Below are 22,280 nucleotides of genomic sequence, written 5' to 3' on the forward strand. Positions count from 1 at the left end.
AGCATACCTGTTTTACCTTTTTCGGTCAATCACTTATGCTTGCGCCCTCGCAACACCGCGCCACACCTGACGACTCATCGACCCAACCGACCATGCCGGATACCGTTTGCCGCCCGCCGCGGCTGATTCTCGCCTCCAGTTCCCGCTACCGCCGCGCGCTCCTCGAGCGCCTCGGCATGCCGTTCGACGTCATGTCGCCCGACCTCGACGAAACCCCGCTCGCAGGAGAAGCGCCGGCCGAGACCGCACTGCGCCTCGCCGGCGCGAAGGCGCGCGCGGTCGCCGCGACGATCGACGCGCCGGACGGCGTGCTCGTGATCGGGTCGGACCAGGTCGCGACGTTCGACGGCCGCCAGATCGGCAAGCCCGGCACGCACGAGCGCGCGCTCGCGCAGCTCCTGTCGATGCAGGGCCGCGACGTCGAATTCCACAGTGCGCTCAGCCTGTACGACAGCCGCACGGGTGAAACCTGGAGCGAGGACGTCGTCACGCACGTGCGCTTCCGCTCGCTGTCCGAAGCCGAACTCGACGCTTACCTGCGCGCGGAAACGCCGTACGACGTCGCCGGCAGCGCGAAGTCAGAAGGGCTCGGCATCGCGCTGCTGGATGCCATCGACTCCGACGACCCCACGGCTCTCGTCGGCCTGCCGCTGATCGCGCTCACGCGGATGCTGCGCGCCGCGGGCTATCCATTGTTCGCTACCCAGGGAGACCGCGCATGACGGCCGGCACGCTCTATCTCGTCCCGAACACCCTCGGCGAAGGCGACGCATCGATGCTCGCCGCCGTGCTGCCCGCGGCCGTGCAGGCGCGCGCCGGCACGCTCGGCTACTACATCGGCGAAAACGCGAAAACGACCCGCGCGTTCCTGAAGAAGATCGGCACGACGCGGCCGATCCAGGAGATCGAGATTCGGGAACTGAACGTCAATACGCCGGCCGGCGAGATCGACCGGCTGCTCGCACCGGTACTGGCGGGCGCGGACGCCGGGCTCGTATCCGAGGCCGGCTGCCCCGCCGTTGCCGATCCCGGCGCGCTGCTGGTCCGCCGGGCGCACGAGCGCGGCGTGAAAGTCGTGCCGCTCGTCGGGCCGAGTTCGATCCTGCTAGCGCTGATGGCATCGGGCCTGAACGGCCAGAGTTTCGCGTTCAACGGCTATCTGCCGGTCGATGCGGCCGCGCGCGCGAAACGCCTGCGTGAACTCGAGCAGTTGTCGCGCAAGGCGCGCCAGACGCAGATCTTCATCGAGACGCCGTACCGGAACCATGCGATGCTCGATACGCTCGTCGCGACCTGCGCGCCGTCGACGCAGATCTGCGTCGCAGCCGACTTGACCCTCGAAACCGAGACGATCGCCAGCCGTTCGGTGGCCGACTGGAAAAAGGCGCCGGCGCCGAATCTGCACAAGCGCCCTGCCATCTTCCTGCTGCTCGCGAACTGAGATCGGCACCGGCAACAGCCTCGCGGCGCGGGGCGCCCCGCCCCAATCGGCGCGGCGCCGGCCGGCTGCCGCTCAGCGCAGGCTGAACGACGTGCCGCCTGCGGTCAGCGCCTTCATCGCAGCACCGCCGACCGCCGCGCCGAACTTGCGCGCAACGCGATTCGTCAGGCTTTCCTTCACCGTGTAGTCGACGAGATCCGGCGCCTTCAGCACGTCTCGCGCGACCGTGTCGGTCGTGCCGTAGCCGTCGGCGAGCCCGAGTTCGACGCTCTTCTCGCCGGTCCAGAACAGGCCCGAGAACATGTCGGGCGTTTCGTGCAGCCGCTTGCCGCGGCCATCCTTCACGGCCTTGATGAACTGCGCATGGACCTGGTCGAGCAGCGCCTGCGCATGGGCATCCATCTTCGGCGTGTCGGGCGAGAACGGGTCGTAGAAGCCCTTGTTTTCCCCCGCCGTGTGCAGGCGGCGATCGACGCCCAGCTTGCCCATCAGGCCCGTGAAGCCGAACCCGTCCATCAGCACGCCGATCGAGCCGACGATACTCGCCTTGTCGACGAAGATCTTGTCGGCGGCGGACGCAATGTAATAGCCACCCGATGCGCACATGTCGGTCACGACGACGTACAACGGCTTGTCCGGATACTTCGTGCGGAGCCGGCGGATCTCGTCATAGACCATTCCTGCCTGCACCGGGCTGCCGCCCGGGCTGTTGATCCGCAGCACGACGCCGGCCGTGCCGCTGTCGTCGAAAGCGGCATCCAGCGCCGTATTGATGTCGTCGGCATTCGCGTTGGTGCCCGCCGCGATCTCGCCGTCGATCGTCACGAGCGCCGTGTGGCGCCCGCTCGACGAGAACTTCGAGTCGCTCGAAAAATCGATCAGCGCGAACGCGAGCAGCACGAATACGCCGAGAAACGCAAAGCGGAAGAAGATCTTCCAGCGCCGCGCCGCGCGCTGTTCCTTGACGGCCGCGAGCGCGATCCGCTCGAGCGCCGCACGCTCCCAGTTCGGTTCGCGGCTGTCGGGACGGGAGGAGGAATCAGGGATGTTCGGTTGGTCGGCCATGCAGTAATGTCTTCAGTCGGTCGTGGCGGAAGGGGGCGGAGCGGCGGGTTCCAGGTCGGCATCCGGCACCCAGAATACCGCACGCCCGTCCGGCGTGTCGCGCTCGTCGACTTCGACCGGTCGCAGGCGACCGCCGCGGCACGGGCCGCCGACACACTTGCCAGTATCCGGCGCGTAGATCGCGCCGTGCGTCGCACACATCAGGTACAGGCCCGACGACTCGAAGAACTGCCCTTCGGCCCAGTCGAGTTCCATCGGCACGTGCGCGCAGCGGTTCAGGTAGCCGTACGCACGACCTTCGTAGCGCACGAAGAACACGACCGCCTGCTCGCCGCGCAGCGATGCGTCGACGCGCACGCCGGCACCGCCGTCGGCCAGCGCGTCCGATGCGCACACGCGCACGACTTCCGGCGCCGTGCTCATGCGTGCTCTCGCAGCCACGCCGCCAGCGCGCCGACGTCCGGCGCGACGAAGCGCGGCGTCAGCGCGGCCAGCGCATCGGCCGTGTGCGCACCATACGAAACACCGATGCCGGCGGCACCGGCACTGGCGGCCATCTGCAGGTCGTGCGTGGTGTCGCCGATCATCACGGTACGCGCAAGATCCTGCCCCAATTCGCGCGAAAGTTCGTGCAGCATCGCCGGGTGCGGCTTCGAGAACGTTTCGTCCGCGCAGCGCGTCGCATCGAACAGGCTCGTCAGCTTTGACTGGTCGAGCACGCGGTTCAGCCCGACGCGGCCCTTGCCGGTCGCGACCGCGAGCAGGTAACCCATGTCGCGCAATTCCGCGAGCAGTTCGCGCACGCCGGCGAACAGCTCGATGCGCTGATCGTCCAGCAAGTAGTGATGGCGATAACGTTCGGCCAGCCGCGGATAGTCGGACGGATCGAGGGTCGGCGCAGTAATCTGAAGCGCATCGCGCAGGCCGAGGCCGATCACATAGCGGGACGCCTCGTCCGACGGCGTGGGCAGGCCGAGATCGCGGCACGCGGCCTGGATGCTGTGCGCGATGTGCGCAGTCGAATCCATCAGTGTGCCGTCCCAGTCGAAGACGATCAGGTCAAATTGCTGTCGGGCCATGCAAGTCAGGCGGTATCGCGCAGAGCGCTGAGTTGATCGAGGAAGCGCCGGCATTCGTCCGGCAGCGGCGCGTCGAACTGCAGCGCCTCGCCGGTCAGCGGATGCGTGAGCTTCAGCCGGTGCGCGTGCAGGAACATCCGTTTGAGCGACGGCTGCGCATTCGCGCGCGCCAGCGCCTTGTTCAGTGCGAAGTCGCCATACTTGGCGTCGCCGGCGATCGGCAGGCCGAGATGCGCGAGGTGCACACGAATCTGATGGGTCCGACCCGTTTTGAGTTCCGCTTCGACCAGCGCATAGTCCGGCCAGCGCTCGATCAGGTTGAACACCGTGTGCGACGGCAGGCCGTCGTCCTGCACGCGCACCCGCCGCTCCCCTTCCGGGGTCGAATACTTGAACAGCGGCGCCTTCACCGCACGGCGGCGGCCCCAGTCGGCCTGCCATTCTCCATGTCCGCACGCGAAGTAACGCTTGTCCATCCGGTTCTCGCGAATCTGCTCGTGCAGGCCGACGAGCGCCGAGCGCTTCTTCGCGAGCATCAGGATCCCGGACGTCTCGCGGTCGAGCCGATGCACGAGTTCGAGGAACTTCGCGCGCGGACGCGCCTGACGCATCTGCTCGATCACGCCGAACGCGACGCCGCTGCCGCCGTGCACGGCGACGCCGGCCGGCTTGTTGATGACGAGCATGGCGTCATCTTCGTACAGCACCTCGAATTGCGCGGGCGGCACGATCGGCGTGTCGGCGCGCGCGAGGTCCGCCGCCGCCACGCGCACGGGCGGTACGCGCACGATGTCGCCGAGGGCGAGCCGGTACTGCGCATCGATCCGGCCCTTGTTCACGCGCACTTCGCCGCTGCGCAGGATCCGGTAAATATGGCTTTTCGGCACGCCTTTACAGACGCGCAACAGGAAGTTGTCGATCCGCTGACCGGCCGAGTTTTCGTCGATCTCGATCAGCGATACCTGGCCGCTTGCGACTGAATTCTGGGATATTTTGCCTAACTCATTCATACTGAATATAATTTTGCCCAGCCTGACGTTGAGGGTGGCCTGACCGGCCGGCCCCGACCGAGTCGGGCAAGGTGCAAGCGGAAACCATTATTTTACTTGCGCCGGGGGTCCGCTGCTCGCCCCTAATCAAAGAGATGCAGCAAGTTGCACGCACGGCGCCGCCCGTCGGCAAGGATCGCGCCCACAGGCGGATTCGGTCGGCAAGGCGCCGCGGTAACGGAAAGTTGGTTGAAAAGAATTTGATCGGCAGCCCGACGGCGCGAAGTGCGTCCGCAGGCTGCCGGTTGCGAAAATTACGGCGTTGCGCCCGATTTGGCCCCGCGAAGCGTGCGGGGCTTGGCGACGTCAAACCAGGGAAGTACACCCCAAGCGGGAAAGTCGGGCTGGATTCGATACTCCCCGCTGCGGCCCAAGCCGCAGCATCTGCCGCCCGTCGGCGCGCGCGACGCATTGCGCGCGCCCGTGGCAATGCGCGGACTCAGGCTTAGCGCGCTTTTTTGCAGCGTGCGGTGTGTGAACGCCGTGCTTTGAAGCCGTATTCGCAGGTGCCCTACGGCCGCCGGCCCCGTCTTTCGGGCCCAAGCGCCTCTTCAGGCAATTCTCCCCGCCATCGTTCCCGCTCCAGCGTGCTTGTGACAACACAACAAGGTGCGGCCTGCCGTCGTTCCCGCCCTCGCGACTGACAACCGCGAGGCGCCGGCTGCGGAGCCGCCTGGAGTCGTACATGAAACGCATGCTGTTCAATGCGACGCAGCAGGAGGAGCTGCGCGTCGCCATCGTTGATGGGCAAAAGCTCATCGACATCGACATCGAGACAGCCGGGCGCGAACAGCGCAAAGGCAATATCTACAAAGGTGTCGTCACCCGCATCGAGCCGTCGCTCGAAGCGTGCTTCGTCAACTACGGCGAAGATCGCCACGGCTTCCTGCCGTTCAAGGAAGTCGCCCGCCAGTACTTCAAGGAAGGCATCGACATGCGCTCCGCGCGCATCCAGGATGCCCTGCGCGAAGGCCAGGAGCTGATCGTCCAGGTCGAGAAGGAAGAGCGCGGCAACAAGGGCGCCGCCCTCACGACCTTCATCTCGCTCGCCGGCCGCTACCTGGTGCTGATGCCGAACAATCCGCGCGGCGGCGGTGTATCGCGCCGGATCGAGGGCGACGAGCGCCAGGAACTGCGCGAAACGATGTCGCAACTGCAGATTCCGGACGGCATGAGCATGATCGCCCGTACCGCGGGCATCGGCCGCAGCGCCGAGGAACTGCAGTGGGACCTGAACTACCTGCTGCAACTGTGGCGCGCGATCGAAGCCGCGTCGCAAAGCGGCAACTCCGGCCAGCCGATGCTGATCTACCTGGAATCGAGCCTCGTGATCCGCGCGATCCGGGACTATTTCCAGCCCGATATCGGCGAAATCCTGATCGACACGACCGAGATCTACGATCAGGCCCGTGCGTTCATGGACATCGTGATGCCGGACAACGTGTCGAAGGTGAAGCGCTACCACGACGACGTGCCGCTGTTCTCCCGCTTCCAGATCGAGCACCAGATCGAAACGGCCTACTCGCGCACGGTGCCGCTGCCGTCGGGCGGCGCGATCGTGATCGACCACACCGAAGCGCTCGTCGCGATCGACGTGAACTCGGCGCGCGCGACCAAGGGTGCGGACATCGAGGAAACGGCGACCCGCACGAACCTCGAAGCGGCCGACGAAGTGGCCCGCCAGCTCCGCCTGCGCGACCTCGGCGGCCTGATCGTGATCGACTTCATCGACATGGAGTCGGCGAAGAGCCAGCGCGAAGTCGAGCAGCGCCTGAAAGACGCGCTCAAGCATGACCGTGCACGCGTGCAGATGGGCAAGATCTCCCGCTTCGGCCTGATGGAACTGTCGCGTCAGCGCCTGCGTCCGGCCCTGTCGGAAGGCAGCCACGTGACGTGCCCGCGCTGTAACGGCACCGGCCACATCCGCGATACCGAATCGTCCGCGCTGCAGGTCCTGCGGATCATTCAGGAAGAAGCGATGAAGGAAAACACCGCGGCGATCCACTGCCAGGTGCCGGTCGAGGTGACCGCCTTCCTGCTCAACGAAAAGCGTCAGGAAATCAACAAGATCGAGTCGCGCTTCAAGGTCGGCATCGTGCTGATCCCGAACAAGCACCTCGATACGCCGCACTACAAGCTCGAGCGCCTGCGCCATGACGACGCGCGCCTCGACGATCCGCGTGCGTCCTGGAAGATGGCAGAGGAAGCTGCCCGCGAACTGGAGTCGGAAACCGGCTACAGCAAGCGTGCGGCCGACGTGAAGCCGAAGCAGGAAGCGGCGGTCAAGGGCATCACGCCCGAGCGTCCGGCACCGAGCCCGGCACCGCAGCGCCCGGTCGAGCCGGCGGTTGCGGCGCCCGCACCGGTCGCCGCGGCGAGCGGCGGTTTCATCGGCTGGCTGAAGGGTCTGTTCGGCATGTCGCCGGCTCCGGCGCCCGCGCCGGTCGCACCGGCACCGGCCAAGGAACAGGCAACCCGTCCGGCCCGCGAGCGGACCGAGAAGACCGAGCAGCGCGGCGGCGATCGCAACCGCAACCGCCGTGGCGGCGCCCAGCAGGCTCAGGGTGGTCGCGACCAGGCAGCGGCAGGCCGTGGCCAGTCGCAACGCCTGGAACGCGAAGGCAAGGAAGGTCGCGAGCCGCGCGAACCGCGCGAGGGTCGCGAACCGCGTGAAGGCCGCGAACCGCGCGAAAGCCGCGAGCCGCGTGAAGGCCGCGAGGGTCGAGAAAGTCGCGAGGGTCGTGGCCCGCGCGAAGGCCGCGAGCCGCGTGAGAGCCGTGAGCCGCGTGAACCGCGCGAGAACCGCGAACCGCGCGAGCGCACCGAGCAGCCGGAAGCCGTCGAGGCAGCCGGCCGCGGCGAGCGCCAGGAGCGCGGCGAACGTCGCGAGCGCGGAGAGCGCCGCAAGCCGATGCAACACGCGGCGACGCTCGAAACCGTCACCCGTGGCGAGAACCATCCGGAAGCGGAAGCCGACCAGGCCGCAGCAGTCGCCCTGCCGGGCGCCGATGTCGCAGCCGACGCGGAAGCCAGCGCACGTGACGGCGAGGAACGTCGCCGTCGCCGCCGCGGTCGCCGTGGCGGTCGTCGCGAACGCGAGGACGAAGGCGCAGTCGTCGACCACGCCGAGCAAGGCGCGGACGGCGAAGTCGCCATGCAGGCCGTGACGACGGAACCCTCGAGCGCGGACGAGCCGGCTCATACGGCCGCACTGGTCGCACCGGTCGCAGTCGAGCCGCAACCGGCACCGGTTCGTGTCGAAGCAACGCCGGTCGCACCGCTCGAGCCCGCCGTCGTCGCACCGGCAGCCGAATCGGCACCGGTCGCGCCGGCCGCTGCTCCGGAAGCCGGCCCGGCTCCGGTCGCGGTTTCGCCGATCGATGCGTTCGAAGTGCCGGCCGCGCCCGCTGCCGTCGAAGCGCCGCAGTCCGCGCCCGTCGAGCAGGCCGCACCGGCACCGGTCGTCGCAGCCGAAGCGGTTCCGGCCGTTGTCGAACCGGCTCACGTCGAACCGGCCCGCGTCGAACCGGCCCGCGTCGAAACTGCACCGGTCGAAACCGTTGCCGCACCGGCTCCGGCACCCGTGCGACCGGCCGCTGCGCCAGCTTCGGCGAGCCTCGATGCCGTGCTGGAACAAGCCGGTCTCGTGTGGGTGAACACCGACGCCGACAAGTTCCGCGCTGCTCAGGAAGCCGCGTCGCGCCTGCCGCGCGCGGTCCGCGTTCCGCGCGAGCGCAAGGCGCTGCCGCCGGTCGACCCGACCCCGATGCAGCAGGTCGAAACGTCGCAACATTAAGCGGCGCATCGCCCGACCAGGAAAAGCCCGCCCCCGGCGGGCTTTTCCATTTCCGCGCCGAGGGTTTCCGCCCACCGGCCCGGCCAGCCGCTTGCGGCTAGAATAGAAGCTTGGCTCGCACTTCTTTCGACATGTCCCGACGCATCATTCCCCTCGCAGACGTCAGCGGGATGCCGGATATCTCCGGCGTCGCGCATACCCCTGACGGCGCCTTGGCCGACACGTTCGCCAGGCCGCTGCGCGACCTGCGCATCTCGGTGACGGACCGTTGCAACTTCCGTTGCGTGTACTGCATGCCGCGCGACGTGTTCGACAAGAACTACCCGTTCCTGCCGCACAGCGCGCTGCTCACGCACGAGGAGATCGAACGCGTGGCGCGGCTGTTCGTCGCACACGGCGTCGAAAAGATCCGGATCACCGGCGGCGAACCACTGCTGCGCAAGAACCTCGAATTCCTGATCGAGCGCCTCGCGCGCCTGACGACCCATGACGGCCGCCCGCTCGACCTGACGCTGACCACCAATGGCTCGCTGCTCGCGCGCAAGGCGCGCGCGCTGAGGGATGCCGGCCTCACGCGCGTGACGGTCAGCCTCGACGCGCTCGACGATACGTTGTTCAAGCGCATGAACGACGCCGACTTCGCGAGCGCCGACGTGCTCGACGGCATCTTCGCCGCGCAGGCCGCGGGCCTCGCGCCGGTCAAGGTCAACATGGTCGTGAAGCGCGGCACCAACGACAGCGAGATCCTGCCGATGGCCGAGCGCTTCCGCGGCACCGGCGTGATCCTGCGTTTCATCGAATACATGGACGTCGGCACGTCGAACGGCTGGAACATGACCGAAGTGCTGCCGTCCGCGGACGTCGTCGCACGGATCGCCGAACAGTTCCCGCTCGTGCCGCTCGAGCCGCACACGGCGGCGGAAACCGCGCAGCGCTGGGGCTATGCGGACGGCAGCGGTGAAATCGGCGTGATCTCGAGCGTCACACAGGCATTTTGCGGCGACTGCACGCGCGCGCGGTTGTCGACCGAAGGCAAGCTGTACCTGTGCCTGTTCGCGTCGACTGGCCATGACCTGCGTGCCCTGGTGCGCGGTGGCGCCAGCGACGCCGAGATCGCGACCGCGATCGCCCGGATCTGGCAGGCCCGCACCGACCGCTATTCGCAGCTGCGCGGCAGCGCGGCCACCGACGCGGCACCCCACGGTGCCGGCAAGCGCGTAGAAATGTCGTACATCGGCGGCTGACGCGCGCCCGCCGCCCCGATTTCCCGCGATGTCCGCTTCCACCTCGCCTTCCGTCACCGGCCTGCTGCTCGCGGGCGGGCGCGCGACGCGCATGGATGGCGCCGACAAGGGCCTGCAACTGCTCGACGGCACGCCGCTTGCGCTGCACGTGTTGCGCCGGCTCTCGCCGCAGGTCGACGAGACGCTGATCAGCGCAAATCGCAACACCGATCGCTACGCCGAGCTCGGTGCGCCGTTCGACGCGCGCATCGTGCCGGACGAAACACCCGATTTCCCCGGCCCACTGGCGGGTCTGCTGGCCGGCATGCGGGCGGCGCGCGCACCGCTCGTCGCGTGCTCGCCGTGCGACACACCCTATCTGCCGACCGACCTCGTCGCACGACTGCACGCGGCGCTCGACGCGCAGCAAGCCGACATCGCGATGGCGGTGACCGTCGACGCGCAACAGGCACGTTCGCCGCAGCCGACCTTCGCGCTGCTGCGAACGTCGCTCGCCGACGATCTCGCGGCCGGACTCGCGGCCGGCGAGCGCAAGGTGCGTGCGTGGTACGCACGCCACAAGACGGTCGAAGTCGAGTTTTGCGACGAGCGTGCGTTTTACAATGCCAACTCCTGGCAGGAACTTGCCGCGCTTGCCCGCCGCTGACGGCACCGGCATCCGTTCCCGCCCGCCGCATGCGCCTTCGCGCTCCGGCGCCCTCCGCGCGCCACCGGCCACGAACCCGATACGCCTTGCGGCGCAGTCACACTGATGATCACGCAATCCTCGCCCGCCTCCCGAACCGCACCCGATTCCGCTGCCCCGTTGTCGCTCGCCGATGCGCAGGCGCTCGCGTGCCGGTTCGCGGTGCCGGTCGACGCGTGCGACACGGTGCCGCTGCATGACGCCCTCGACCGCGTGCTCGCGGCCGACGTCAATGCGCCGTTCGACATCCCCGCGTACGACAACTCGGCAATGGACGGCTATGCATTCGACTGCGGCGCACACACGCCTGCATCGGCCCCCGACATCGCATTGACGGTCGCCGGCACGGCGTTCGCAGGCCATCCGTTCGATGGAGCCGTGGCGCCCGGTAAGTGCATCCGCATCATGACCGGTGCGCCGATGCCGGCCGGATGCGACACGGTCATTCCGCAGGAACGCGTGCGCGTCGACGGCGACGTCATCCGCTTCGCCGCGCACGACGTCACGCGCGGAGCAAACTGCCGCCGGGCCGGCGAGGACCTCGCGCGCGGCGCCTGCGCGCTTGCCGCTGGCCGCATCCTGCGCCCGTCCGATCTCGGCCTGCTCGCATCGTTCGGGTTGCGCGAAGTCACGGTGCGCCGCCGCGTGCGCGTCGCCGTGTTCTCGACCGGCGACGAACTGCGCGAACCCGGCGAGCCGCTCGGCCGCGGCACGCTGTACGACAGCAATCGCGGGATGCTGGTCGCGATGCTCGAAAGGCTGCACATCGACGCGCTCGACCTCGGGATCGTCCGCGACGATCCGGCGGCCCTCGAGCGCGCGCTGCGCGATGCCGTCGCCGCACAGGTGGACGCGGTGATCACGTCAGGCGGCGTGTCGGTCGGCGAAGCCGATTTCACGCGCGACGTGATGGCGCGGCTTGGCGACGTGACCTTCGCTAGCCTCGCGCTGCGGCCCGGCCGGCCGCTCGCGTGCGGCACGCTCGCACCTGCGGGCGACGGCGCCGGCCACGTGTTGTTCTTCGGGCTGCCCGGCAATCCCGTCGCCTCCGCCGTGACGTTCTATGCGATCGTGCGCCCCGCGCTGCTGACGCTGGCCGGCGCGCATGCGCCACCGCCGGCGCTGTATACGGCACGCAGCACGCAGGCGCTGAAAAAGCGCCCGGGCCGTACCGAATATCTGCGCGCCATCGCGACGCGCGACGCCGACGGCCCGTGGCTTGTCGCGCCGGCCGGTTCGCAAAGTTCCGCATCGCTGAGCGGCCTCGCGGCCGCCAACTGTTTCATCGTCCTGGGCCACGATTGCGCAGCAGTCGACGCGGGCGCCCCGGTCGACATCCTGCCGCTCGACGGCTTGATCTGAATTCCAATCGGTATATCTCTACGGGGCAATCCGCACATGAAGAAACAAATCTCGTCGATCGCCGCGGGGCAGACCGCTAAGGCGCTGATCCTCGTCTACCTGACGTTCAGCGTGCCGATCGTGCTGCTCGGCATCCTGGTCGCGTACATCCGCTACGGGATGGTCGAACTGAGCACGATCCTGAGCGCGCTGCTGCTGAACGCGATCCTCGGTTTCGTGCTGCTGTGGATCGCCTGCCATGCGTACAACTGGGTCGCGTCGCGCTTCGGCGGCATCGAAATCGTGCTGTCCGATCCGCCGGAGGAAGCGTGAGCGGCACGCCGCTGATCCGCACGGCGGAAACGCGTGACGTCGGCGCGATCCTCGCGCTGATGCGCGAGCTGGCCGAGTTCGAGAAGCTCACGCACCTGTTCGTCGCGAGCGACGCCGATCTGGCCGACGCGCTGTTCGGCGAGCGCCCCGCCGCCGAAGCGCTCGTGGCCGAGCGCGACGGCGCGATCGTCGCGTATGCGCTGTTCTTTCACAACTATTCGACGTTCCTCGGCCGTCGCGGCTTGTATCTCGAGGATCTGTACGTGCAGCCGTCGCAGCGCGGCACGGGCCTCGGCACCGCGATGCTGCAGCACCTCGCAGCACTCGCAGTCGAGCGCCGCTGTGCTCGTTTCGAATGGTCGGTGCTCGACTGGAACCAGCCGGCGATCGACTTCTACCAGAAGATGGGCGCGACCGTGCTGCCCGAGTGGCGCATCGTGCGCGTCACCGGGGATGCACTGAACACGCTCGCCGCACGTTGAACGTGGGCCGGCCACGCTGGTCGATGCTGCAAAAGAAGACGGGCGCCGTAGCGCCCGTTTTTCGTTCCAGCCGGCTTCGGCTGTACGCGTGATGCGTCATGCATCGTCCGCATCGGCTCCATCAGCGCCTTCCGTGCCGAGCAGCCCGGCGGCCGTCTCACCTGGCAACGCCTCGACCTGCTTCAGCTTGCGGTTCATCACGCGGGTGCGCTGCTCGGCGGACTCGATCGAGCGCGTGACCGTTTCAAGCTGCGCCTTCGTGCGCGCGAGCACGTCGCCGAACTTGCCGAATTCGGTCTTCACTGCACCGAGCACCTGCCACACTTCGCTCGAGCGCTGCTCGATCGCGAGCGTGCGGAAGCCCATCTGCAGACTGTTCAGCAGCGCAGTCAGCGTCGTCGGCCCGGCCACCGTCACGCGATAGTCGCGCTGCAGCAGGTCGGTCAGCCCAGGGCGGCGCAGGATCTCCGCATAGAGCCCCTCGGTCGGCAGGAACAGCAGCGCGAAATCGGTCGTATGCGGCGGTGCGACGTACTTCTCGGCGATCGTGCGCGCTTCCAACCGCACGCGCGCCTCGAGCGCACGGGCCGCGTCCTCGACCGCCACCGAATCGGCACGCTCCTGCGCGTCGATCAGCCGCTCGTAGTCCTCGCGCGGGAATTTCGCGTCGATCGGCAGCCACACCGGCGGCGCGTCGCGCGTGCCGGCGTCGCGCCCCGGCAGCCGGATCGCGAACTCGACGCGTTCGCTGCTCTTCGGCACCGTCGCGACGTTCTTCGCGTACTGGTCGGGCGTGAGCATCTGCTCGAGCAAGGCCTCGAGCTGCACCTCGCCCCAGGTGCCGCGCGTCTTCACGTTGGTCAGCACCTTCTTCAGGTCCCCAACGCCAGCCGCGAGGGTCTGCATCTCGCCGAGCCCGCGATGTACCTGCTCGAGCCGGTCCGACACGAGCTTGAACGATTCGCCGAGCCGCTGTTCGAGCGTCGCATGCAGCTTCTCGTCGACGGTGCGGCGCATCTCCTCGAGCTTCGCCGCATTGTTCGTCTCGATTTCCTTCAGCCGCTGTTCGAGCGTCGCACGCACTTCGCCGATCCGGCGATCGTTGGCCTCGGTCAGTTGCGTGAGCTGCCGGTTCAGCGTGTCACCGAACAGCCGCAGCGCGACCGTCTGCTCTTCACGCGCCTGCTGCGCCTGGCGCTGCACGCTCTCGCGCATCGCGTCGAACTGCTGCGCGTTGCCCGCGACGAGCTTGCCCAGCTGTTGCGCGAAGCCCTCGATCTGATTGTTCTGCACGGTCGCGATGCTCGTGAGCTGCGTCGCGAGCGTCTGCTGGAGTTGCGAGAAACTGCCCGCAAGCTCGGTGCGCGAGCCTCGTGCGTTCTCGACGATCTCGCCACGCAGCTCGCGCTCGAGCCGCTCGACCGCGAGCGCCTGCGCGTGCGCGGCGTCCTCGATCTGGTCGCCCAGCACGGCCGCATCGTCGTGGCGGCCGCCACCGCGCACGATCGCGACGATCGCCACCGCGAGCGCGACGGCCAGCACGACGACCGCCGCCAGCAACAACATCGTCGTCATGCGCGCGGCTTCCCGATTACGTCAGGGTTGATCGGGTTCGGCGGCTGCCCCGCGCGCGGCCCTTCGCCCAGCGCGGCGATCAGGTTGTCGGCCGCGAGGTTCGCCATCGCGCGGCGCGTCTTTTCGGTCGCGCTCGCGATGTGCGGCGTCAGCACGACGTTCGGCACCTCGAGCAGCGCCGGATGGACGCTCGGTTCGCCTTCATAGACGTCGAGGCCGGCCGCGGCGATCGTCCCGTCGCGCAGCGCGACGGCCAGCGCTGCGTCGTCGACGATGCCGCCGCGCGCGATGTTGGTCAGCGTCGCGGTGGGCTTCATCTTCGCGAGCTCGGCCGTGCCGATCGTGTGATGGTTCTCCTTCGTGTACGGCAATACGAGAACGACGTGATCGGCGCGCGCCAGCAACGCATCCTTCGACACGTATTCGGCGTTCAGCTCGGCCTCGATCTCGGGCGCAACCCGCGACCGGTTGTGATAGATCACCTGCATCCCGAAGCCGCGCGCGCGCCGTGCGAGTGCCTGACCGATGCGCCCCATCCCGATGACGCCGAGTGTCGAGCCGTAAATGTCGCTGCCGAGGAAACCGTCGTACGCCCACTTCTTCCAGTGTCCGGCGCGCAACCAGTGCTCGGATTCGGCGATCCGCCGCGCGGCGGCCATCATCAGCGCCCAGCCGAAATCCGCGGTGGATTCGTTCAGCACGTCGGGCGTATTGGTGCCGAGCACGTTCGCAGCGTTGAACGCGGCCATGTCGAAATTGTTGTAGCCGACCGCCATGTTCGACACGACGCGCAGGCGCGGCGCCGCCGCGAGCGCGGCCGCGCCGACCGGGTCGCCCGCCGTCAGCGCGCCGTCCTTGTCCGCGAGGCGCGCGGCGAGCGCGTCGGGGGCGAGCGCATCGCCATTGTTCCAGTCGACTTCGAAATACTGCTCGAGCCGTTCGATCACGTCCGGAAAGATCGGACGTGCGACCAGGATCTTCTGCATCGCCATCTCCGCATGCCGCGGCCGGCACGCGGCACATCGTGCGCCGCCGGAGCCGTCCGCGCTTGGTTGAAAATCGTCAGCCTACGCCGGGAAGAAGATCCACGACGTCAGCAGGAATACGGGTACCAGGATCACGAGCGCCCAGCCGAGATATGCGAAGAAGCTCGGCATCCTCACGCCGCGCGATTCCGCGATCGCTTTCACCATGAAGTTCGGCGCATTGCCGATGTAGCTGTTCGCTCCCATGAACACCGCCCCCGCGGAAATCGCGGCGAGCGTCGTCGCGCCGGTCGTCATCAGCGCTTGCGCATCGCCGCCCGCGAGGTTGAAGAACACGAGATAGGTCGGCGCGTTGTCGAGGAACGACGACAGCAGGCCGGTCGCCCAGAAATACATCGCGTCGATCGGCTTGCCGTCGGGCCCCGTGACGAGATGGACGATCTGTGCGAACGCACCGTCCGCACCCGCGCGCAGGATCACGATCACCGGTGCGATCGTCACGAAGATCCCCGCGAACAGCTTCGCGACCTCCTCGATCGGCGCCCAGTTGAACGCGTTGCCTTCGCGCGCCGAGCGCGGCGTCAGCGCGAGCGACGCGAGGGCCACGACGACCAGCGCGACATCGCGCACGAGATTCTGCAGTGCGACGTGCGTGCCCCATACGTCGAACGAGATGCCCGGCTTCCAGATGCCGCTCATCAGCACGAGGCCGATCACGGCCGCGAGCAGCACGAAGTTGACCTTGCCGTCGATCGACAGCGCGCCGCCGTTGGGCGTCGGGTCGAGTGCGGCCGGCCGCTCCTCACCGGCCTTCCGGTAGAAGTACGTATCGAGCACGAAGAAAAGCGTCAGCAGCACCGCGCAGATGAACAGCATCGGCAGCGCGAGATGCGTGGTCGTCCAGAAGAAGCTCACGCCATTCAGGAAACCGAGGAACAGCGGCGGATCGCCGAGCGGCGACAGCGAACCGCCCGCGTTCGCGACGAGGAAGATGAAGAAGATCACGACGTGCACGACGTGCTTGCGGTTATCGTTCGCGCGCAGCAGCGGCCGGATCAGCAGCATCGCGGCGCCCGTCGTGCCCATCACGCTCGCGAGCAGCGTGCCGAGCGCGAGGATCGCGGTGTTCAGCTTCGGCGTGCCGTGCAGGTTGCCGTTGACGCAAATGCCGCCGGCGACCGTATAGAGCGCCGTCAACAGCACGATGAACGGGATGTATTCCTCGAGCAGCGCGTGCACGAGCGTACCGAACGCCGTGCTCGCACCGAACGCGACGGCGAACGGGACCAGGAACACGATTGCCCACGCTGCGGCGATCTTGCCGAAGTGGTGATGCCAGAACACCGGCGCGACGAGCGGGAACACCGCGATGGACAGCAGGATCCCGGCGAACGGGATGCCCCAGAGTGCGGACAGCGTGGCACCGTCGAGCGTGGCGGCCGATGCAAGCGCGGGAACGGCGCCAAGCGCGGCTCCCGACGCCATGCCCGCCCAGGCGGCATGTCGTTTCATGCAGAACTTCCTTGTGCGAGTGAGTCGAGTGAGGAGGGATCAGGTGCGTGCGTCATGCGCCGCGTACGACGATCACGTGAACGCGGTACGGGCCGTGCGCGCCCAGCACGATGGTCTGCTCGATATCGCCCGTGCGCGACGGGCCCGATACGAAATTGACCGCGCGCGGCAATTCGCCGCGCTCCGCGCGAATCAGCGCGAATGCGTCTTCATGGCCCGCGACGATCCGCGACGCCGACACGATCGCGATGTGCGTCTCCGGCAGCAGCGCGGCCGATGCATAGGTGTCGGGGCCGGACAGCAAAACCAGTGAACCCGTTTCGGCGGTTGCGCAGAAGCAGCCGGTGAGGCCGACGAGATCGCCGTCGCGCGGTTTGCGGCATTCGACCGACAGGCCGGCGCCGGCCCAGTCGAGCTCGGCCAGCGTGCGCCATGCGACGGCCTGCATCGGCAGGCCGTGAGCGGAAAGATAGCGGGCGGCGGCGGACGGCGCGTCGGCCAGTGTCGCGACTTCGTCGACCGTCGTCGAGAGGCGAGCCGCTTCATCGCCGAATGCGGCGACGAGGTCGGCCGGCATCGGCGGGCGCGGCCCCTCGGGATGGCGGGCGAGGTAGTCGGCGACGCCGTCGCGCTCCGCTGCATCGGGTTCGGGCGCGCGTCGTTGCGACGCGCGAATGCGTGCGAGAATCTGGCGACGCGCAGCGGAAGTGTCCATGAACGGTCCTCGTGACGTTGGCGTGCGATACCGTCGGATTATACCGGCCGCCCTCGCCGCGACGCACTTGGCCGCATGGCCGACGCTTACTGCGATGCGTCCTCGTCGACCGGCTGCGCGATGCCGAACACCTGGCGCAGGTACGCGAGATACGCCTTGTCGTCGCACATGCTCTTGCCCGGCGAATCCGACAGCTTCGCGACCGGCTGTCCGTTGCATCGGACCATCTTGATCACGATCTGCAGCGGCACGTAGCCGAGATCGTTCGTGAGGTTGGTGCCGACGCCGAACGCGAGCTTGCAGCGGTTGCGGAACCGTTCGTACAGCTGCATGACCTTCGGGATGTCGAGCGCGTCGGAGAACACGAGCACCTTGGTACGCGGGTCGCAGCGGTTCGCCTCGTAGTGGCGCAGCATGCGCTCGCCCCACTCGAACGGATCGCCCGAATCGTGGCGCGCGCCGTCGAACAGCTTGCAGAAGTACATGTCGAAGTCGTTCAGGAACGCATCCATCCCGTAGACGTCCGACAGCGCGATCCCGAGGTCGCCGCGATACTCCTTCGCCCACATCTCGAAACCATAGGTCTGTGAATCGCGCAGCCGCGGGCCGAGCGCCTGGCAGGCCTGCAGGTATTCGTGGGCCATCGTGCCGAGCGGCGTCAGGCCGTGCTTCATCGCGTAGAACACGTTGCTGGTGCCCGCGAACTGCGGCCCGAGCCCGTCGCGCAGCGTCAGCGCGACCTCCTCGTGCCACACCTTCGAGAAGCGCCGGCGCGTGCCATAGTCGGCGATCTTGCAGTCGGCGAACTCGGGCTTCGCGCCGAGCAGCTTGATCTTCTCGCGCAGCCGTTCGCGGCCTTCGCGATAGTCGGGCTCGCGCTGCGTGTTGCGGAAATAGACCTCGTTGACGATCGCGAGCGCCGGAATCTCGAACAGGATCGTGTGCAGCCACGGCCCCTCGATCACGATGTCGATCTCGCCGTTGCCCTTCGGAGAAGGCGTGATCGAGATGTATTTCTCGTTCAGATGGAACAGCGCGAGGAAGTCGACGAAGTCGCTCTTGATGAAGCGCATGCGCCGCAGGTAGTCGAGTTCGTCGTCGGTGAAGCGCAGCGAACACAGGCCGCGCACCTCGTCGCGGATCTCGTCGATGTACGGGACGAGATCGACGCCGGGCGTGCGACACCGGAACCGGTACTCGACGTGTGCGGCAGGAAAGTGATGCAGGACGACCTGCATCATCGTGAACTTGTAGAGATCCGTGTCGAGCAGCGAAGTGATGATCATGATTGCGGTACCGCCAATATCGAGACACGGCCCCGGCGCACCGCGCGCCGCCCGGTCTGCCGGCCATGTTACCCGAATGCGGGCCCGACCATCGTGAAACCGCCTCCCCCTTGCCCACCGCGTCGTGCGGCCGGCCGCACGCACCGCGCCCACGGTCGGCCCCATAAACTAATCACGAAACGATATAAGCCGGAAAGCCGACCACGCCATGCGGGTTTTGCGCTTCAGTTACAATGCCGCTTTTGGCGCAAACGCCACCCCATATATACCGCGAAGCAGGAGCGTTTTAATGACTCACGTTGTGACCGAAGGCTGCATCAAGTGCAAATACACGGATTGCGTGGATGTGTGCCCGGTGGATTGCTTCCGTGAAGGTCCCAACTTTCTCGCCATCGATCCGGACGAGTGCATCGACTGCGCCGTGTGCGTCGCCGAGTGCCCGACCAATGCGATCTATGCCGAAGAAGACGTTCCGGGCGACCAGCAGCAGTTCACCGAGCTGAACGCCGAACTGGCGAAGAACTGGCCGTCCATCACGAAGACGAAGCCGGCACCGGCCGACGCGGACGAGTGGAAGGACGTGCAGGACAAGCTGCACCTGCTCGAACGCTGATCGCGCAGCGGCGCCGCAAAATTTTTTGCACCCCGCCGCTCAAAAGTGTTGACAGGTTAGCGAACGCTCCATAAAATCTCGTTTCTCTGCTGTTGTTGTTTGTTCCCCGATAGCTCAGTCGGTAGAGCGCCGGACTGTTAATCCGTAGGTCCCTGGTTCGAGCCCAGGTCGGGGAGCCAGACAGCAAAAGGCCCGTCATTCGACGGGCCTTTTGTTTTTCCGGCGCCCGTCGGTCACCGCCGCGCATGCTAGAGTCTCTGTCCCGCATTCGCATCCGGTCCCGTCGATGAAGCATCGCCTCCTTTCCGCCGCGCCGTTCGCCCTTCTGCTCTCCGCCTTTGCCGCCGCGCCGCTCGCGCACGCGGAGGAAGTCGGCAGCGTCAACACCCATTTCCGCGTGACGGGCTCTGACCGCGTGGTCGTCGAAGCGTACGACGATCCGCTCGTGACGGGCGTCACCTGCTACGTGTCACGGGCGCGCACCGGCGGGATCAAGGGCACGCTCGGCGTCGCCGAGGATCCGAGCGAAGCGTCGATCGCGTGCCGGCAGGTCGGCCCGCTCAGCTTCAAGGAGCCGCTCAAGCAGCAGACCGACGTGTTCAGCGAGCGGATGTCGTTCATCTTCAAGACGCTGCACGTCGTGCGTGTGGTCGACAAGAAGCGCAACACGCTCGTCTACCTGACCTACAGCGACCGCATCGTCAGCGGCAGCCCGAAGAACGCCGTGACCGCGGTGCCGATGCCGGCCGGCACGACGATTCCGGTCAAGTAAGCCCGCGCCGGCCGGGCGCTCGAGCGATACACTGTCGATTCGACCGCCCCCGCGCCCGACCATGTCCGCCACCCGCCTTCTTCCGGACTCCGCACGTTACTGGCGCACGCCGCTGCTGCCGGGCGCGGATCTGCTCACGGCTACCTATCGCGACCATACGTTCGCGCCGCACTGGCACGACGCGTACACGATCCCCGTGATCCTCGAGGGAGCGGAGCGCTACACATGTCGCGGCAGCGGCCATGTCGCCGAAACGGGCACCGTGCCCGTGATCAATCCCGGCGAAGTGCACACGGGCTCGCGCGCGACCGACGAAGGCTGGTGCTATCGCGTGAGCTACGTGCCGGTCGACTACATTCGCGCGCTCGCGAGCGCGATTGCGGGGCGCCCGCAGGACGCGCCATGGTTCCCGTCCGACGTGATCCGCGACGCCGATCTCGCGGCACGGCTCGCGCTGGCCCACCGGATGATGGAGGCCGGCAGCGAATGCATGCCGGCGTTCCATCCGCACGAGCAGCCGGCCGCCGACGCTCCGGCCGCGGCAGCCGCGCGCGTCTACGATCCGCTCGCCGCCGAAACGGCGATGCTCGATGCATTGTCGACACTGATCGCGCGCCATGCCGACGCGCGGCTGCAGCCGGCAGTGCTTGCGGCCGACGAGCCGCGCGTCGACGCGATGCGCGAGAGGCTCGCCGCCGATCTCTCCTGCACTGTCACGCTCGACGACGTCGCGCAGGCTGCCGGCCTGTCGCCGTTCCACGCAGCGCGCCTGTTCACCCGGACGATCGGGATGCCGCCGCATGCATGGCGCAACCAGCTGCGGCTGCAGCGCGCGCTGGCGCCGTTGCGCGCGGGCGTGTCGATCGCCGACGTCGCCGCGGCCAGCGGCTTCGTCGACCAGAGTCACTTCTCGCGACATTTCAAACGAATGTTCGGCGTGCCGCCCGGACGCTGGCAAGCGCGCTGACGCGCACTCCCCACCCTGCATTCGACAATACGCGGCAACCGGCACGCAGGTTGCGCCTCCGGCACCGCGGGCGCAAGAACGTACAAGCCGCCACGGGCAGCGCTCCGCTATCCTGCATTTCATGGAGACGCACCCCTTGAATCCCACACCCACAAACTCGCCCCCGCCCCGCCGCCCGCTCAACGAATGGCTCGACGGCGCACGCGACACGATCCCGATGATGATCGGCGCGGCGCCGTTCGGCGTGATCTTCGGCACGCTGGTCGGTGGCGGCCCGCTCGCCGCATGGCACGGCGCGCTGATGTCGCTCGCGGTGTTCGCGGGCTCCGCGCAATTCATCGCGCTCGGCCTGATCGCCGGCAGCGCAAGCTTCGTCGTCGTGCTCGCGACGACGCTGATCGTGAACCTGCGTCATCTGCTGTACAGCGCGACGCTCGCGCCGTACGTCGCGCACCTGCCGCTGCGCTGGCGCGCGACGCTCGGTGCGCTGATGACCGACGAAGTGTTCGCGGTCGCCTACGCGCACTACCGGCACTTCCCGCCCGGTGCAATCGGCCCCCACTACTTCTTCGGCTCGGGCCTCGCGATGTACCTGAACTGGCAGGTCTGGACGCTCGCGGGCATCGGCTTCGGCGCGGCCTTCCCGGGCCTCCAATCGCTCGGCCTCGATTTCGCGATGGCGGCGACATTCATCGCGATCGTCGTTCCGCAACTCGGCACGCTGCGCTATTTCGCGGCCGCCGCGACGGCCGGCACGCTCGCGTACTTCTGGCAGGGCTGGCCGTACAAGCTCGGGCTGCTGGGCGCGGTCGCCGCCGGCGTCGTGGTCGGCGTCGCGCTGACGCTGCGGCACGAGCGTTCGCGCACCGCTTCACGCACGGAGACCGCATCGTGAGCTACGCGCTGCTGATCCTCGGGATGGCCGTGATCACCTATGCGATCCGGACGACACTGTTTCTGTTCGGCGAGCGGCTGACCTTCCCACCGCTCGTGCGGACCGCGCTCGGCTTCGTGCCCGTCACCGTGCTGACCGCGATCATCGTGCCGATGACCGTCTCGCCGCACGGGGGCACGGCCGAACTGACCTGGCGCAATCCGCAGCTCGTCGGCGCGCTCGCCGCCGTGGCCGTGTCGGCGACGACACGCCGGCCGCTCGTGACGATCGCGGTCGGGCTCGCGGTGTTCTTCCTCTGGCAAGGGATCGTGATGCCGCACTGGCTGCCGGCCTGAGCGAACGTCGCCGGCCGTGCTCAAGTTTTCGCCCGGCGCGCCGATATCGGGTATGAAGACCCGCCATCGGCCTCGGCGCGAACCGGTCCGTCGACGCTGCGCCCGCACC

The 22,280-nt window shown here is 67.7% G+C and carries 22 protein-coding genes and 1 tRNA gene; 14 read left to right on the forward strand and 9 right to left on the reverse strand.

From position 1 onward, the window contains the following. Nucleotides 1-92: 92 nt before the first annotated feature. Nucleotides 93-722 carry a Maf-like protein gene (locus DIE08_RS13135; RefSeq protein WP_124902111.1) on the forward strand — a complete coding sequence of 210 codons (630 nt, stop codon included), beginning with the start codon at nt 93-95 and terminating at the stop codon, nt 720-722. Then, entirely contained in the window at nt 719-1,441 is a 723-nt protein-coding gene (locus tag DIE08_RS13140; RefSeq protein ID WP_059447957.1) for an SAM-dependent methyltransferase, read from the forward strand. Before DIE08_RS13135 ends, DIE08_RS13140 begins: the two co-directional genes overlap by 4 nt. Nucleotides 1,442-1,513: 72 nt before the next feature. On the opposite strand, the gene DIE08_RS13145 is transcribed toward DIE08_RS13140, so the two are convergent. Genes DIE08_RS13145 through DIE08_RS13160 form a run of 4 tightly spaced genes read right to left on the reverse strand, consistent with a single transcriptional unit; the run spans nt 1,514 to nt 4,595 of the window. Then, nucleotides 1,514-2,506: a S49 family peptidase gene (locus DIE08_RS13145; RefSeq protein WP_124623335.1), complete on the reverse strand. Its 993-nt coding sequence runs from the start codon at nt 2,504-2,506 to the stop codon at nt 1,514-1,516. Nucleotides 2,507-2,518: 12 nt separating this feature from the next. Then, nucleotides 2,519-2,929: a Rieske 2Fe-2S domain-containing protein gene (locus DIE08_RS13150; protein WP_124902112.1), complete on the reverse strand. Its 411-nt coding sequence runs from the start codon at nt 2,927-2,929 to the stop codon at nt 2,519-2,521. Then, on the reverse strand, nt 2,926-3,585 hold the full coding sequence (locus DIE08_RS13155) for an HAD-IA family hydrolase (RefSeq protein ID WP_059607022.1): 660 nt from the start codon (nt 3,583-3,585) through the stop codon (nt 2,926-2,928). Before DIE08_RS13155 ends, DIE08_RS13150 begins: the two co-directional genes overlap by 4 nt. A gap of 5 nt (nt 3,586-3,590) precedes the next feature. Next, nucleotides 3,591-4,595 (reverse strand): RluA family pseudouridine synthase, encoded by a 1,005-nt coding sequence (locus DIE08_RS13160; protein WP_124902113.1) that lies wholly within the window; start codon nt 4,593-4,595, stop codon nt 3,591-3,593. Between the two features lie 724 nt (nt 4,596-5,319). Here DIE08_RS13160 and DIE08_RS13170 point away from each other — a divergent pair. The 6 genes from DIE08_RS13170 (at nt 5,320) to DIE08_RS13195 (ending at nt 12,515) form a co-directional block, all read left to right on the forward strand. Beyond that, the gene (locus DIE08_RS13170) at nt 5,320-8,430 is read left to right on the forward strand and encodes an Rne/Rng family ribonuclease (protein WP_124902114.1); all 3,111 of its coding nucleotides are present in this window, start codon (nt 5,320-5,322) and stop codon (nt 8,428-8,430) included. A gap of 131 nt (nt 8,431-8,561) precedes the next feature. Further along, entirely contained in the window at nt 8,562-9,674 is a 1,113-nt protein-coding gene (moaA, locus tag DIE08_RS13175; RefSeq protein WP_124902115.1) for a GTP 3',8-cyclase MoaA, read from the forward strand. A gap of 28 nt (nt 9,675-9,702) precedes the next feature. Beyond that, the gene (gene mobA, locus DIE08_RS13180; RefSeq protein WP_124623341.1) at nt 9,703-10,320 is read left to right on the forward strand and encodes a molybdenum cofactor guanylyltransferase MobA; all 618 of its coding nucleotides are present in this window, start codon (nt 9,703-9,705) and stop codon (nt 10,318-10,320) included. Between the two features lie 105 nt (nt 10,321-10,425). Further along, on the forward strand, nt 10,426-11,721 hold the full coding sequence (gene glp, locus DIE08_RS13185) for a gephyrin-like molybdotransferase Glp (RefSeq protein WP_124902116.1): 1,296 nt from the start codon (nt 10,426-10,428) through the stop codon (nt 11,719-11,721). A gap of 36 nt (nt 11,722-11,757) precedes the next feature. Then, entirely contained in the window at nt 11,758-12,033 is a 276-nt protein-coding gene (locus DIE08_RS13190) for a hypothetical protein (protein WP_006476519.1), read from the forward strand. Beyond that, nucleotides 12,030-12,515: a GNAT family N-acetyltransferase gene (locus tag DIE08_RS13195; protein WP_059607011.1), complete on the forward strand. Its 486-nt coding sequence runs from the start codon at nt 12,030-12,032 to the stop codon at nt 12,513-12,515. Before DIE08_RS13190 ends, DIE08_RS13195 begins: the two co-directional genes overlap by 4 nt. 96 nt (nt 12,516-12,611) lie before the next feature. Here the strand turns inward: DIE08_RS13195 and DIE08_RS13200 are convergent, their stop codons facing one another. From DIE08_RS13200 to pncB, 5 genes are all read right to left on the reverse strand, one after another. Next, nucleotides 12,612-14,090 (reverse strand): DNA recombination protein RmuC, encoded by a 1,479-nt coding sequence (locus DIE08_RS13200; protein ID WP_124902117.1) that lies wholly within the window; start codon nt 14,088-14,090, stop codon nt 12,612-12,614. Beyond that, nucleotides 14,087-15,076 carry a D-glycerate dehydrogenase gene (locus tag DIE08_RS13205; protein ID WP_124902118.1) on the reverse strand — a complete coding sequence of 330 codons (990 nt, stop codon included), beginning with the start codon at nt 15,074-15,076 and terminating at the stop codon, nt 14,087-14,089. The genes DIE08_RS13200 and DIE08_RS13205 overlap by 4 nt, the downstream gene beginning before the upstream one ends. Before the next feature lie 81 nt (nt 15,077-15,157). Next, complete coding sequence (locus tag DIE08_RS13210) at nt 15,158-16,588, reverse strand: sodium:proton antiporter (RefSeq protein WP_124902119.1); 1,431 nt, start codon at nt 16,586-16,588, stop codon at nt 15,158-15,160. A 52-nt stretch (nt 16,589-16,640) separates the two neighbouring features. Further along, complete coding sequence (locus DIE08_RS13215) at nt 16,641-17,303, reverse strand: lactate utilization protein C (protein ID WP_124902120.1); 663 nt, start codon at nt 17,301-17,303, stop codon at nt 16,641-16,643. Between the two features lie 86 nt (nt 17,304-17,389). Beyond that, complete coding sequence (gene pncB / locus DIE08_RS13220; protein ID WP_059607002.1) at nt 17,390-18,589, reverse strand: nicotinate phosphoribosyltransferase; 1,200 nt, start codon at nt 18,587-18,589, stop codon at nt 17,390-17,392. Between the two features lie 289 nt (nt 18,590-18,878). Here pncB and fdxA point away from each other — a divergent pair, with 289 nt between their 5' ends. The 6 genes from fdxA to DIE08_RS13255 all read left to right on the forward strand — a co-directional run bounded on the left by fdxA (nt 18,879) and on the right by DIE08_RS13255 (nt 22,171). Beyond that, the gene (gene fdxA / locus DIE08_RS13230) at nt 18,879-19,202 is read left to right on the forward strand and encodes a ferredoxin FdxA (RefSeq protein ID WP_011544919.1); all 324 of its coding nucleotides are present in this window, start codon (nt 18,879-18,881) and stop codon (nt 19,200-19,202) included. A gap of 103 nt (nt 19,203-19,305) precedes the next feature. Next, nucleotides 19,306-19,381 (forward strand) — tRNA-Asn (locus DIE08_RS13235). A gap of 107 nt (nt 19,382-19,488) precedes the next feature. Continuing rightward, on the forward strand, nt 19,489-19,974 hold the full coding sequence (locus tag DIE08_RS13240) for a CreA family protein (protein ID WP_059607001.1): 486 nt from the start codon (nt 19,489-19,491) through the stop codon (nt 19,972-19,974). Nucleotides 19,975-20,035: 61 nt separating this feature from the next. Continuing rightward, nucleotides 20,036-20,941 carry an AraC family transcriptional regulator gene (locus DIE08_RS13245; protein ID WP_124902121.1) on the forward strand — a complete coding sequence of 302 codons (906 nt, stop codon included), beginning with the start codon at nt 20,036-20,038 and terminating at the stop codon, nt 20,939-20,941. Nucleotides 20,942-21,062: 121 nt separating this feature from the next. After that, entirely contained in the window at nt 21,063-21,836 is a 774-nt protein-coding gene (locus tag DIE08_RS13250; RefSeq protein ID WP_124902122.1) for an AzlC family ABC transporter permease, read from the forward strand. Further along, on the forward strand, nt 21,833-22,171 hold the full coding sequence (locus DIE08_RS13255; protein ID WP_124902123.1) for an AzlD domain-containing protein: 339 nt from the start codon (nt 21,833-21,835) through the stop codon (nt 22,169-22,171). Before DIE08_RS13250 ends, DIE08_RS13255 begins: the two co-directional genes overlap by 4 nt. The last annotated feature ends 109 nt before the right edge of the window (nt 22,172-22,280 follow it).

Origin of the sequence: Burkholderia sp. Bp9004 (assembly GCF_003858025.1) — a bacterium.
Lineage (GTDB): Bacteria > Pseudomonadota > Gammaproteobacteria > Burkholderiales > Burkholderiaceae > Burkholderia > Burkholderia diffusa.